Source organism: Rhizobium skierniewicense Ch11, from assembly GCF_023757665.1.
GTDB classification, from domain to species: domain Bacteria; phylum Pseudomonadota; class Alphaproteobacteria; order Rhizobiales; family Rhizobiaceae; genus Agrobacterium; species Agrobacterium skierniewicense.
The window spans coordinates 463,128-478,604 of sequence record NZ_RXPG01000005.1; the positions used below are offsets into that span (position 1 = coordinate 463,128).

The window sequence follows — 15,477 nt, forward strand, 5'->3', positions numbered from 1 at the left end:
ACAGAGCTATCGATAGATGGGCTCCGCCATCTTCTCTCGGAGCTGCGTTCCGAGCGCCTTATTCCCAATCAGCACACCATCTTCGCGCTTTGCCGCGTTCTTAGTCCGCGTCTGGATAGAGCGTTTGAGCGTCTCGGACTTGATTGGGAACGCCGCATGGATGCGGACAGAGTTGAACTTCTTGATACCGTCCAAAGCTTCCGCAGCCGTGTCTTTGTCGCCTGCCATCGTTGCCATCGCCCATTTGTTGATGAGCCGCTGGCGCTTCCGCTTCACAGTGGTTTCGGCGTTCTTCAGCGCGGTGTTCCGTTCCCATGTCTCTGACACTTTCGCCGGCGTGAAGCCGAGAGCCTGAGCGGCAATGTCCGTCGCGTCGATCTGGTCTTTCGCCAGTATCTGGTCTTTGCCGATGGTGGTGAGACCATCCTGCGAATACCGATATGCCTTCATCAGATCGCGTACGGCTTTAGGCGCCATCATCTCAATACCGCGGGCCACGTCGCCATCATCGGTTATGACGCGGAAGCCGGTATAGAGTTGCTCGCCGAGGCTGACTGTCGCGCCAAGGCTTTGTGCCAGCCAATATTGGTATTCATCCTTGCCCTGCAATTCGCGTGTCGGGGACCGGAACCAAAGGTCCGGCATGCCGATGCGCGCCGAAAGGTCGATTCCGAGATAGTGACCAGGTGCGCCGTTGAGCAAGATGCCGCCCAACTGGGGACCGAGGATATCAACGACATCAGCCTTGAACTGATCTTCGAACGCCATCGGATCGTCATCGTCACCAAAGATCATTCCGGCCATCATCATCGCGAGGCTGAAGCCCATGGTGCCGGTTACACCCGCCATTGCGGTCATCATGCCCAATACGCCTGCAAGCTGGTATCGGGCTTCCTTGCGGGCCTGCGCCGTCTCTCCCTTTGTCGACTGATGAATGTCACGAATGACGCGATAGAGCATGTTGATGTTATGCTGGCGGAAAACGAGCGCCACCTTGGCAAAATCGTTCTGCAGCACAGCAGGCCTAGAGCTGTTGGAATAATCGAAGTGGGTTTTCCACGTCAGATCGTGAGCCGTGTCGATGGCGTCAGAGGTGCTCTGCCCACTGTCACGCGCCATGCGGTAGGCGGCCAGCGCGGTAACCTCACGGTTCCAGACCTCGGCACGGTGGAAAGCCCAAGAGATTTTCTCCATGACCTTGGCCCGGAGCGGCGTGTATTCGACGCCTGTCTCGCCTACGCCTGCCAGATCGTGGCTCTGGGTGCGGTCGATCAATCCGGATTCGTAGAAGGCGTCCATTGCCTTCTTTTCGTCGCCGGTTAGCCGATCACTGACAACCGTGCCTTTGCCCGCCAGCGAATCCGCCGAGGCTTTTCCCAGCGCGGAAGCTGCTTTTCCAAACCCACCGAACTTCGCGCTGAGAACCGGCAGGCCGAGCATGACAGTTTGTGTCATGTTGACCAGCGCGGCACCGGGAGATGCAGCCAGGTACCAGACGAACGCGGTGCTGGTCATGGTCTGAGCCACTTTACTGCCGGTTGGGTTCATCACCCAGTTATGGCGGTTAGACAGTTCGTTGGCGAGCGTCATAGCCCGCGTCTGATCGTCCGCTTCCTTTGCCTGATCGGCGGTCTTGTTGACGAGCTCCTGAAGCTCGAGGCCATATTTCAACCGTGCCATCTGGTGAGCGGCATGGAACATATGAGACGAGAAGACGCGCAGTGCATCCTTACTGTAGCCAGCCGTGCCCTTACGGTGGATGAAGCGCTTCCGGGCGGAAAGGTCTGGCATCGATTCGAGATAGCGTTGCCATATCTGGTCCATCACGTCACCGCCGACGTTGGAGCCGCCGAGTATCTCTTCAATCTCGGCAACGATGCGTGGGTCCATGGCTTTGCGCATGTCGCCGCCAGCTTCCATGACGCCTACCTCAACCTTGCCGGCTGGATAGTCTTGGCGCATCTCACGGGCCATACGGTCACGTTCGGCAGCGGTCTCATGTTTGGAGAAACTGAGAACCGCACCATCGATGTCTCTGACGGTCACGAAGTACCGACCGAAACGCCCCAGCGGGAAATAAGGAGCTTCAACGCGGCTGTTTTCAAAGGCGATGCGCATCTTCGTCAAACGCGCTTTGGCGGCCCAACGAGACTTCGTCGTTTCTGCCTTGTATGCACTCGTAGCATCTTCTTCGGCGTTCTTCTTATCGAGGCCCGAAAGCCTTGCGTCTTTGATCTTCTGCATCGTCCGCTTGTAACGATCCTCGGCGTTGCGCTGCGCGATCTCCTGCGCTTTGCGCACATTGTCCAGGAGGATTTCATCAAGCTCGTCGGCCTGTTTGCCATAAGCGACACTGACGTCGTTGAAGAGCTCCCGTCCCTTGGGCGGCATAGCCAGGTATCGTTTCCGCAGGGCGTCGTAGCCAGGCTTAGCTTTTGTCTCCTCATCGGTCTTGGACGGATCTACACCGGCCAAGGTGGCGTCGTGCATCAGATCCGCAAGCGCCTGCGCCTTTGCCTTGTCCTTACCGGCGAAGCCTAGGCGGGTGTATTTCAGCCAATCCTGCGCAACAGCATCGGCCTCGGCATGCTTGGTGCCCCTGAAAGCGTCCATCAACCGCTTGACGCGCAGATAGTCGCCGACGGCGGTCATGTTGGACCGCGCCAGTTCGCTGAAATAGTTGAGCGGGATGGTTTTGAGGAGAGCGGGCTGGATGTCGGTGAGCTTGCCGCGCAAGTCCTCGACGATGCGATCCTTGGTTACTCGCTTGCCGTTGGAGCTTCGCTTTTCTGCTCCGCGCTCTTTTCCCTGATAATCTGGCGAGCTTGTTTCAGATAGGCCTGTCGTTCCGGATCTCGCGCTGACCACTGGCTGACCGAGGCTTGCCAATCCTTCCACTTCTGCAACGTGTCGAACGTCGCGGGCGGGTCGTCGTGAAACCCTCTGATTGTCGCCTGCTGTGCCATCGCTGATAAGTCCCTTGAGCGCGACCGCCAATTTATCGAGCTTAGCGTCCAAGCCCTCGATGGCGGAAACATCATAGTTTGTATTTGAGGAAATGTCGATAAGTCCTGCCTTCTGGGCAATTATCGACGGTGCATAGAGGTAGGCAGAGTTACCTTCGGCGATGTCCAGCGTGCCGCGTTCGACGAGTGGCCGCAGGAAGGCATCAACGGCTTCGTGTGCATCGGTCATGTCGCGACGCCACTCGGCGACGAGTGCATCAGGGCTGCTCGCTGATGACACAGCCCTCTCGGCGTCGGGAGTGAGCGATCCACGCATTTCCGCTCCGTTGGCCCCAAAAGCCCAGACAGAATGCAGACCAGGCATCGCCAGCATTGCGATGTCTGTGACGCTGAGTGGGCCGTTGCTGGGATGGTTATGGAGTACGACGACGCGGCGATCCGGGTTCATAAATGCCCCGAGCAGCTTGTTATTGATGCCGGTCGCAGCCTTTTTCTTGGCCGTGCCGAACTCAATGACAGAGCCGTCATCATCAACGGCCATCAGGTACTCATGCCCGTTCTTGCCGAAACGCAAGACGGTGTCCTTCGCCCATTTGAATATCGCTTTGCCTGCCGGGGCCTTCGGAATGCCGACGGTTTGAAGATCGTTTGCAGTTCCTACGACGACAGGATCAGGGCGTTTGTTCTCTGTGGGGGCGTCGAACTCGTCGGCGTTGGCGACCGCGGCCACTGGCGTAGCGCTTTTGGGCTTCGGTTTCAGCGAGTCGAGCAAGCGATTGTGACGCGCGGACGTGTCGGCCAGTTCCTGCGCACCGGCCCACTCCCCGATCTGACGTTCCAGCGCCGGGGTTTGGCTTTTGATTTCCGCTGCGCGGCTTTGGTCAAACTCCGGCTGATTGGCAATGCGCTTCACGGTGTTTGCGATGCGTGTAGCCAGACCCGCCGCGTCAACGTCGGACGCATCATCGACAGGAATGGAATATTCCTTCTTGCCCCTAATGGTGACGTGGAACGCTCTGCCGTAGCCCATCGGATCGATACCGATCTTGAAGCCAGCATATTCGCCGAGATCGCGCACCCCTTCCTTGTCGATCAGTTCCTTGCGCATCGCTGCGACAATGGCGGCACCGAACTCTTTGCGCTTGTCGAATGTTTCGCCACCGATGGTACCGGCGAACTCTGCCGGTGCGGCGGCGGCCATAGCGGCATCCGATTGCACCAGAGGAAGTGCCTTTTCGATAGCGGCGGCTTCTTCGGTCAGAGACTTGATTTTGGCCTTGATGCGATGCTGCTCGCGATCATGTTCGACGGACTGACCCTCGAGCTGGCGCAGCTTACGACGAGTGTCCATCTCCTCGAGAATGAGAGGATTGCCAGATGCAGCAGCCTTCATCTCGGCTGCATTTGCCGCCTCGCCTGCGATATCCTCGATCTCGCGGGTTTTCATGTCACCCTTGCGGACCTGCTGAATGAAACGGGCCTTGGCTTCGATGGTCTGCCACTGACGAGCATCCAGCGTGTTTTTCGTGGCGTACCGTAGGATTTCGATCTCAAAGCCGTCTGGATCTTCACCATACAGCTCATTGCCCTGCCTGATGCCGCGCCCGTCGCGCTGCTCGAGGTCAGACGGACGCCATGGGGCGTCGAGGTGATGAAGCGCTACCAGACGATTTTGGACGTTGGTACCGGCGCCCATTTTCGCTGTGGAGCCGAACAGCAAGCGGATGCGGCCGGAACGGACCTTGCCGAACAGTTCTTCCTTTTGCGCCTCGGTATTGGCGTCGTGGATGAACGCGATTTCGCTCTCGGGGATGCCTCGATCAATGAGCTTCTGCTTCAGGTCATCATAGACCGAGAACGTGCTTTCGAGCGCGAGCAGATCGTCGGGGGAAACCTTGTCCAGCGCCTCGATAGCAGCCTCGTCACCATTGTCGGCACGTTCCATCAGATCGCGGAAGCGGGCCGCCTCTGCTGCCTGGGCTTTCTTGGGCGTGGACAGATCGATGAACACGAGCTGGGTGCCGCGCTGGTCAGACCATGCGTCATAGATCCGCTTCATCTCGTTTGCGGCGCGGTGAACCTTAGACTTGCGATAGTCGCCGTAGGAAGGATCGATCAGGCGCATGTCGAGCGCCGCCTTGCGGGCGTCGGACATGACCTTCAGCATGTTGTCCTGACCCTTTTCGGCCTTCTTCGGCAGGTTCTCGGCGCGCCAGACCAGAGATCCGCGTGGAAACTCTAGGTTTCCGTTATCGTCGGACTTGCCCTCGCCGATGAATGAGGCCTGATCGGGGGAGCGCTCGACCACGACGTTTGTCGGCTTGCCACCCTTCACCTTCGGCAGCGGAAATTTCTTACCCTGAGCTGCCAGCTGGGCAATGATGTCATCATTGGTAATGACGTCGGCGAAGCTGCGGTACCGCTGCATCAGTTCAGGGACGTTGACGAACTTGGCGAACCGGCTATTCAGCTTGTACTGGCCCGATGGTGACAGTTCCCAGTCCGTGACGACTTCGCCAAAGACGCGGGCCCACGCGTCGAAGTGAGCGACGCCCATCGCGCGCAGCGCTTTCTCGTCGAGGTAACGCTGGACGGTAAACATTTCGGCCATGGTATTCGACAGAGGCGTACCCGAGAGGAATACCAGGTTGTTGTTGCCCGTCTTTTCCAGGACGAAACGGGACTTCATATAGAGGTCCGCCGCCTTCTGGCTTCCGGCCATATTGCCGAGACCGGCCACCCGCTGCATCGATGTGGAATAAGCGAGGTTCTTGAACTCGTGGGCTTCGTCGACATACAAGGCATCCACGCCCAACTCGTCGAACGTCAGCCCGTCATCTTTCCGCCCGGAATCGAGCAAGCGCTCCATCTTCGTTTTCAGACCATCGCGCCATTTTGTCAGCTGCGCGACGTTGCGGCTCTTCTGGCCTGTCTCACGTCGCACTTCCGCCATAGAGGCTTCCAGATCGTCCATTTGCTGCTGGATGAACTGTGCTTCGTAGTTTGGATCGATACCGATCCTGCCGAACGACGAATGGGCAACGATGACGGCGTCCCAGTCGCCGGTAGCGATGCGAGCGAAAAGACGCTTACGGCGATCCTTCTCGAAATCCTGCTTCGTGGCGGCCAGAACCTTGGCGCCGGGATAGAGACGGACGAAGTCGGCGGCCCACTGGCCCACCAGGTGGTTAGGCACGACGAGCATCGGCTTGCGCGCCTGCCCGGTGCGTCTCTTCTCCATAATGGATGCTATGGCAGCAAATGTCTTACCCGCGCCCACGGTATGGTCCGCGAGGGCGGTACCGCTCTGCAGGGTGCGCCAGATGAAATTCTTCTGGCTTGGCCGCAGGTCGATGATGTCATCACTGACCTTGCCCGGCAGCGTGAGGTGAGACCCGTCAAACTGCTGCATGACATCAGTGTTGAACGTGTCGTTGTAAAGCCGTGACAACTGGTCGCGGCGGGCGTCGTCTTGCCAAAGCCACTTGCGCCATTCGGCCTTGACCCGTTCAGCTTTTTCATTTGCTGCATCGGTGGCGGCCTGATTGACAACAGACTTACCGTCGCTGGTCCGATCATGAATCGTGATGGACTGGCCGTTCATCACGGCACTGAGCACGGTACCGACGGCGGCACGATCAGTTCCCCACTGGGTTTGCGCCGCTGGCGTCACTTGCGGTACCGTCAGATCCCACTTTGCGTTGGCCGCGGAATAGAAGGCTCGCGGGGCGATGGATGCCTGAGTGATATGAGAGACGAAGTCCTCGACGTGTTTTGCAGGCAGCCATGGCGCACCGGGCTTCACATCGATGTCGATCGCTTCAATATCTGCTGGGATGACGTCGCGCAGCGCATTTACGTTACGACGGAACTCCGGATCTTGCGCCGATGCTCGTTCGGCTTCTGCCAGCTTCTGCTTCACATTACCGGAGAGATACTGATCAGCAGTTTCATACGAGCCCGTGGGCGTCCGATAGACCAATGGGCCGAGCTCATCGACAATGGCTTCCGTCGATTTTCCGTAGAGCCGCGACATGGCTTCGAGGTTGATGCGTCCGTAGTCGTTCAGGACGGTTGCAAGAGCGTCTTTCGCCGTCGCAGCACTGGTTGGACGCTGGTATGGCTGCTGGGTGCGACGGGTGAAGATAGCGGCTTTCTCTGCCGTGGCTGGGCGGGCCTTTTCTCCCGTTTTCTTCGCTACAGCGGCGCTCAGGCCCTTGTCGAATTTCTGCTCGAGCGCACTGATCTGGGGCCATGTCGGATCGTCACGAAACAGGCGCTTGTTTGCATCTGAATTGATAGGACCGTGTTTGTTTACAGAGGCATCGTAGAAAGTGTTCAACCGCCTTCGCAGGTTCTCGACTTGCTCAGGCTTGGCCGTATCGCTGATCTGGGCACGTCGCAGGCGCGCAAAGGCATCTCTGACCCGGACCATGCCGGAAACACGTTCTTTCGCAGTGTCGTTGGGGAACGTGACCGCTTTTGAACGCGCCTCTCCGATGTGATCCTGCTCCCTGACATGGATCGTGCCGTCGGGTGCGGCGAACATGGTGCCGACTTGGACATCATTGACCGTTTCAGGGACGGTGACAGTTTCTGTCACCCTCGCAGCGACGGGTTCTCCCATGATGTTCTGCGGCAGCGTCTCGATTGCCTTGGCGAGCTCTGCCGGCGTGTCCTGCCCACCACGGGCCACCAATGCCGGTTCGTCCGGGCCGTACATCGTGCCGTATGCGCCGAAGTCGCCGAGCATCATTTCTGGGTTCTTGGCGAAATAGGCGTTCAGCGGAACAACGTTGCCATCCTTGCCGCGATAATCCTTCACCTCGAGCCATTCGCTCGACTTGGGCGCTTGGCCAGCTTCCCTGCGCTGCAACAGCACGATGTCTGTTGTGACCTCGGTACCGGCGTTCTTGAGGAAGGCGTTGTTCGGAAGTCTGATCGCTCCGATGAAATCAGCCTTGGCGTGAATAAGGTTTCGCGCCGCCGCGGACTGTCCGTCGAGGAATCGGTTTGTAACCACCATTGCCAGCACGCCACCGGGGCGCAGCGTCTCGATGGCCTTGGCGAAGAAGAAGTTATGGATCGACAGCTTGTTGAGGTGGCTGCGCTCCTTATCGTAGAGCCGTTCAGATCCGAAAGGCGGGTTGCCTATCGCCAGATCGAAATAGTCGTTCGGCAGAGACAGCTTCTCGAAGCCCATCGGCGCTTGAATGTTGGCGTTGGGATAGAGGTTCTTGGCAATCAGGCCAGTGATGCGGTCGAGCTCGACACCAGACACCCGCGACGCGCTGCGCAGTTCACCAGGCATCAAGCCAAGGAAGTTGCCCGCACCGACGGACGGCTCGAGGATCTGGCCGCCTTGGAAGCCGAGACGCTGCGCAATGATCCATGCTGCATTGACGATATTGGGCGCGGTATAGTGAGCATTCCGTGTCGAGGATTCGGCGGCGCTGTATTCCTCTTTCGTCAGCAGGTCTTTCAGTTGGTCTGCTTCGCGCTCCCAGCCCTTTGCAACGCTCCCATCTTCACGCGGGAACGCGGTACGGAGGCCGCCCCAGCCCACCCACTTCGCAAGCACGGACTGTTCGTCGCGTGTTGCCGGGCGCCGCTCTTCCTCGAGCTTCTTGACCAGCTCTATCGCGGCAATGTTGCTCTTGAATTTCGCCTTCTGACCGCCTTCGCCGAGTGCGTCCTCATCAGTGATGACGTAATCGGTCTGTCGCTGCTGCGCTGGTGTGGCGGCAGATTGGACATCCTTGAGGGCGGATGCTATATTCTCCACACGCGGCGAGGATGGCGCAGTTTCCCGGCCTCCCCACAAGTCACTGAGACGGCGTGAACTTTTCTCAGTGCGCCGCTTTCCCGTCTCATATGCCGTCAACAACCAAGTTTTTGCTGCACCATCGAAATCAAGCCTGACACCAGCGTTTCCGCTCTCGTCCGCGAGCTGAATTCGGCGTGAAGTCGAGCGGCTTTCAACGACCTTGAGACGGTCGAGAAAACCTTGCAGATCACTCAAAACTTCTGGATGCCACGCGATGAGCTTCGCAAGACCCGAGCCATTGTTCTGGTCAGTGCCCTCGGTGCCCCACACGAGATCAATAGGGCCAACATCCGGGTGCGACAGAGCGCCTATGGCGTCTCCGGTCTGGCGGCGTTCAAGCTCAAGCGCAGCCTCGCGCCACTTTCCTTCGTAACCGCGTAGAATGGGGCCGAACGAACCCTCTTCTACTCGATCTCGACTGTTCTCTGTCCGGCTCGAGCGGCCTTCATCAGATCTTGCGACGTCTGGTCGCTCTGAGGCTGCTCGGTTCCCTCTGGCGGGAGCAACAGATAGTTCTCCCTGACCATCTGCCACGCTTCGTCCGGCTTGTACCCGCCCTCCTCGAGCTGGTTCGCTTCCAGATATGTCTGCTCCGCCGCGCTCTTCAGCGCCTCGTCCAGCGTCCCGTCGGCTTTCAGTTCCTTGTACCGGTTCGGCAGGAACTCTTTCCAGTGCTGACGCCCCAGCTCGATCCAGTTGTTCAGGTTCATTCGGGGCTCCGTTGAGCGCGTTGACGTCTGTGGCTTCCACATCAGCCGCGCTCGACATGCCGTCGAACGCCGATGCGCGAGGGTCGTATTTGACCCCCATATACCATGACTTGAGGTAAGGGCGCGAACCTTCGCCAAGGTCCGCCAGCATAGCCGAAGCATATGCGGCAAAGGTTCGCGCTCCCTTTTCAATGTGATAGCCTGCAAGTGTGAGCCCGGCCTGTAGCAGCTCCGGGTCTATGCCGCTATTGAGCGTATTGCCCGAGAATTTCTTACGAAGCAACTCGCGGGCTTTCGCCGCGGCGTCCTCGGTGAAGATCTTGTTCTGTGAAACCTTGGGTGTCGGCTTAGGTGCCGTTGCGGCCTTTGGTTCTTGTGAGACGTCAATAATCGACGGATCGAGCACTTCCACGACGTCATATTCGCCGTTTCCGCTCTTGTACATTACGATCTCATAGCCTTGGCGGAGCGCTTCGTTTCTGATCGCACCTTCGGCATCGGCGCCGGGCTCCAAATCCTTGAACGCCTCGTCTCTGAGGGCGTACCATTCTGGGGTGCTTTCGCGGATCTGGCCGCGGTTGATGGCTTTTGCGTCTGCCGGTATGGTGACGGCTACAGCCTCCCCCTTATTGGCATTTCCAAAGTAAGATGCGGTTTCACGATCACTCGTGAACATGATGCCCGTCTGGCCGGGTCTGAAAGCGAAACTGCCATTGCGAAGCGCGTCGATTTCTTCCTTGCTCGCTCCTCGATACAGTTTGCGACGTTGGCCGCTGCGCGCTGGCTTCGCCTTGGCAGGCCGTTCTATATCGGCAGAACGTCCCTTTTCGCGCGCCTCGTGTTCTCGCTTCATATCCTCGAGCGAAACCACGAACTCGCTACGGATGGCGTCGGCCAGTTCCTTGCCCTTCAGGACAACGCGCTCGTTTCCGTTATCCTTCTCGAGCGTGATCGCAACTGTCGGGCCTTTGCGGGTTTCGATCATGTAACGGCGACCGCCTGCACCGCCCTCGCCCCATCGTGCCTCGATGAGCTCAAGCAGTTCCTTGTTGGTCGCGCCCGCCTTGACTGCATCCGATATCGGCGTGTCACCGCCGTTGGTGCTGGCAATGCGGCTCAGAGCGTCTGAGATGACCTCTGCATCACTGCCCCAAATTTCATCCCAAGGGTGTTTACCCCAATCAGGCGTGTTCGGGTTGGTTCGCTCTTTCGCCGCCTGGGCCTTTGTCCGTTCCTGCACCTCAAACCGCTTGCCGCGCTGAACAACATCGTGGGTCTGCCCCATCTTGTTGCGAACAACGTAAGCGTCTGCCTTTTCCTGCGACGAGAACCATTTCGGCGCGAATGGCTCGGAGGTCTTGCCGGATTTGAGCCAGTTCTTGAACTCGCCCATCGTCGTCTGGCTGATATCGCCGAGGCCTTTCCAGCCTGCGGTATAATTTTCCAGATAGGCTGCCTTGGCCTCTGCTTCGTTGTCGAAGCCAGCCATGACTTTGTGCTCATCGAATCGCCCGCGGGCGGGGTCGCGCTGGTCCACCACAAACACCGGTGCCGCGTCGTCGAGCGTTTCGGTACCGGGGCGCACGAAAATATCGATGTGGTCTTTGTCTTTGCCGACGGTGCCGAGGATATAGCCGTAATGGCTCTTCATCTTGACGGACCATTCCTTACCCGACTGAGACTTTCCCTTGCGCTCTGACCCCGCGGGGTTCTCGACCGAGATATCCAAGCCGCCCAGCTTCAACCGGCCAACCTTATAGTTTCCCGCTTCCTTCTGTGCCTGTGACGGTTCTGGCAAATCGTTCGTAGGTGACGTTGCAGCCTCATTGGCCGCGCGATCGCTGTTCCCGTCATATTCGACTATCGCATTACCAGCATGCATCCTGCTGTACGCCGTATAGCCAGGCACGTCTTCTACCTGGTCCCATAGTTCGAGCGGGTAGCGGCCCACTGCTGGGGTGTCGTGTATCGTGATGCCGCGGCTCTCTGGCGATGCGCCCCAACCGTTCTCTTTGCCGTTCCACGTTACGAGGGTCGCTTTCCCATCACGAATAGCGACGCGTGCGCCTTTCTTCGGATCGGTGAGAGTTAGGCCCGCTGCGCTCAAAGCCCCAGCGTTGGTGTCAACATAAACAGTGCGCGCTGTGCGAGCCTTTTTGCCGCTATCACCTTCATGCCCCGGCTGGTCTCGTAGTGCCTTTGTACGTGTCGTCGTTCCGTCGGGATGGATATCGTATGAACTGCCTTTGGCTGTCTTGAACCGGCCCGCTAGCGTCTCGACGGTCTCATTCGCAGCACTTTGCGCGTCACGGACGTCGACGAGCTTCTTTTTCAGCGCGGGCGTGAGCACCTTCCACATGGACTTCTCGGAGCGCTGAATGCCTGCCTGCTGCAAGATGCCCTTTCGGGCCTGATCCGTTAGATCCACATCCCACCAGGTGGCATCGGCATCAGAGGACTGGATGGGCAACTCGGCAGCATCTTTCGCTTTCGCGGACTGCCGCTGCTTCAAGATCCGTTCGTTGACCGAATGCAGCTTCACTGGCAGCGTGGATTTGCTTTCACGCGCTGCGCGCTCTGCGCGGTACCGGTAATCGTCAGCCATTGAGGCGAGATCTTCGACCTTGATGCGGAAAGCATCGGCCAAACGTTTGCGCTCGGTCGGGAGCACGCTGCCCATATCAACCTGAGACGTGCCACCAAGCCGTTTGGCGATGGCCTGTTCTCGCGCTAGGTCATACAGGGCCGCATGGTTCTCGTCGGGCAACAGCACCGTGCTCTTGCCGATCTTACGGCTATTCGGACCGGCGTCGCCGATCTCTCGCTCTATGGGCGGATTGCGCTCGAGCTCCTGCGCCTCGATTTGAGCTGGCGTAAGGCTGCTGACGTTCATTGCCGTGGTGGGCACTTGGAACGGCTTGCCGGAATCGTCGATCACAATGGCTTCGTCGCCGTCGTTCTCATAACGCTCGATGCGGGCTGCGAACCTGCCAGCTTCCGGCGTATCTACAATGACGCGCTGGCCCGGCTGTGGCCTGATCGGGCGCAGTTCTGTCGCTGGCTTGTCTTCAGAGCGTGGCGGGACTTCCGATTTCACCTGAGCAGACATCGGCGCCAGCGGTTCCATGGCAGGATCGCCGGAAAGCTCCGGCATGGCGTCGATGGATTTCTCGGGGTAGCGATAGTCACCGATAGGCGGAGCGATCTCAGTGATGTTGGCAAGCGGCACCTGGTACACTTCGCCGCTGCCGCTATCGACGACAACAGCCTCGTCGCCCTCGTAGCTCTCCACGGTGCCCATGAACGGCTCAACACCTTCAGCATCGACGCGAACGGTGGCCGTGGGCCGTGGGCGGCCATCCTGCGGTACCTGCGCTGGCTGTGCTGCGGCTCTCGCGGCGTTACGTTGCTCTGCATGATCAGCTGCGCGACGAAGCGGGCCGCGATTGTCTGGTTCAGGGGCAACAGGTGTTGCTGTACCGGCAGAGTGGCTAGGTCTGGCCGCGCCGCCTGCAGCACCCATGCCGCCGCCCATCGCGCCACCAGTTGCCACGCCAGACGCAACAGCTTCGCCAAGGCCTTCTGTAATCTCCTGATCTGGATTGACGCGCTGAATGGCCGCGTTCTCGGCTATCGTCTGACCGGCGCTTTGCGGCGCTTCCTCGAAGATACCTTCGCCGACCATGCCTTTGGCAGCGCCAACGCCGATACGACGGGCAATGCCGCCCTCGACGCCTTCAGCGATGATCTTCGCAAGAGCACGGTCACCCATGCCGCCGAATGAACCGGTGACGACGCCAGCGGTGAGAAGTGCCTGTGTCTGGGCGTCTTCGCTGATCGAATCGATGGCTTGCTGTTCAGACATGCCTGTGTCGATGAGCTGCTTCACCGCGTCGGATGCAAGAAGCTGCTCGCGTGGCAACTCGCTGATCCGCTGCTTGACGGACTGAGCCGCGTCAGCACCCCCGAGTAGACCCTCGGTAATGCCGCCTGCAATCGTGGCTGTTCGTGCAGCGGTCGCTGCTGCTGCCTGTGTGGTTGCGCCAGAGGCGACGGATGAAAGAAATGCGCCCCGCGCCAGAATGCCGGAGGGCAGCATGCTTGCTACGGTCGCGGGACCACTTTCAGCAATGGCACCGAGATAACTGCGCGGATCTGTCCAGGCTGGGCCCAGCGTTTTGTTTTCATCGTCCCACCACTTCTTATCGCGGGCCGCCTCGCCTTCAGGCGTAAGCGTCGCCGATTGCTTCTCGATGCCCTCGGCGCGCTTTTCTGCGATCGTCTTTCCGCCACCCAACCAGCGATCAATGCTGTCGAGGGTAGAATTGATCGTTTCTCCACCGGGGAGCTTGTTGATCAGGAGCGTGTTGAGGTTCGTCATGGACTGGCTTGTGTTGGCCGCGCCAGTTCCCCAGCGACGCATCAAGTCACCGAACGTGCTTCCAGAGCGGTTTTCTTCGTCCCACTTCTTCTGCCAGTCCGCCGCCTCTGTTTCACTGACAGCGGCTAGGCGACCGTTGCTCTTGGCGAGGGCCTGATCAACGGTGGCATTGTTCGCGTTGACGTCAGCCGTCAGCCGTTCATTTTCGAGACGCTTGGCTTCCTCGGCATCAGACGCGGCCTTCGCCTGCGCCAAAGCCTTCGCCTCGGCTTCCATCGGGTTTACTGAACCAGCGTAGAGCCCCAAGCCATCGCTAGGCGCGTAATTCTCATCAACGACAATGCCTTTGCCCGCAGCCACGGTGGGCGCGACGGAGTTCTCGCCGGGATTGGCGGCGACGTCCTGAAACCATGCCGGTGCGTTTGGCAGATTGCGGTTCGATTTGTCGAACATGAACCAAGGCGTACCCTTGCCAGTCTGGTCTTTCAGATCGACGTGGAGCATGTCGGGGCTGTTTTTATACGTGATGAAGCGGCGCGCGCCACGGGAATACAGTTCCCGAACCAGTTGCGCCCGCTCTGGCTCGCTCATGCCCTTCATCGAGATATCGGATGCGGTGCCGTCAGCGTGCTCGCCCGGTCCACCGGGCTTCGCTGCTTCCACTTTGTGCGTCGGAGCGCGGTAGCCGGAGTTGATGGTGAAATCTTTGCCCATCGCCTTAGAGGTGTCGGTAAGGATTGCCTCAAACTGCGGCGCGATCTTCTCTTGGCCTGCATGCACGAAGTTGAGCTTGCCGCCGCCGCTGTTATGTTTTTCCTCGGGCTCGCGAACAAGTCTTGCCAGCCCCTTCGCCTCAGGGTTCGGCGCGCTGGACTTCTCTTCACCCTTCAGCAGGTCGCGGAACTGCCCCTTGGGACCATATAGGCCGAGCGGGTCTTGCTCCGGCACGAAGGCCGATGCCTGTACCTGTACCTGCGCCTGCGGCTCGCCCTTTGAATTGTAATACTGGTGGCGTCCGATCTTGGCCGTAGCTGGCATTTTGCCCGCCCAGTCCGGATTGACGCTGTCGGCGTGGTAGTGATCCGCACCCTTGCCGTCTGGTCCAACCGTCGGGTCTGGGATCTCGCCATTAAACACGCCGTCGATGATCCGCTCGGCATTGGCGCGCGCATTTGGATCGTTGAAGGACTTTGCAACTTCGGCACCTGGTGCTTCGTAGCCAGTGAATTGCTTGGGCTGGCGAACGACCTCGGCGGGGGAAAGACCGCGAATGCCCGAGCGGTTCTTGATGACAGCGGCGACACCGGCCATGCCTTCATCACCCTCGCCTGCAGCTTCCGCCAGAACGGTGTTCACGAGGTCGGTTCTGTCCCGCTCGTCCATGTTGGCGAGGAACGATGGCTTGGTTTCGACGGGCTTTGGAGCGTTGAGACTCTCGTTTGTCGGGGAAAGACCGGGGGCGTTGCCGCCGTACAGGTTGAGTGGGTCGTTCCACTCGGCATCTGTGCCGAGTCCGATCACGATTGGCATGCGTGGGCTCCTATCAAATGGAACCTGCACTCATGCGCGGGCGAGACATTTCGGTTATAGTTT

General features: G+C 59.1%; 1 protein-coding gene. It reads right to left on the reverse strand.

Annotated features, from left to right (window positions below):
• Positions 1 to 6: 6 nt before the first annotated feature.
• On the reverse strand, positions 7 to 15,414 hold the full coding sequence (locus tag EKM04_RS05670; RefSeq protein WP_210290134.1) for a PLxRFG domain-containing protein: 15,408 nt from the start codon (positions 15,412 to 15,414) through the stop codon (positions 7 to 9).
• Positions 15,415 to 15,477 lie beyond the last annotated feature (63 nt).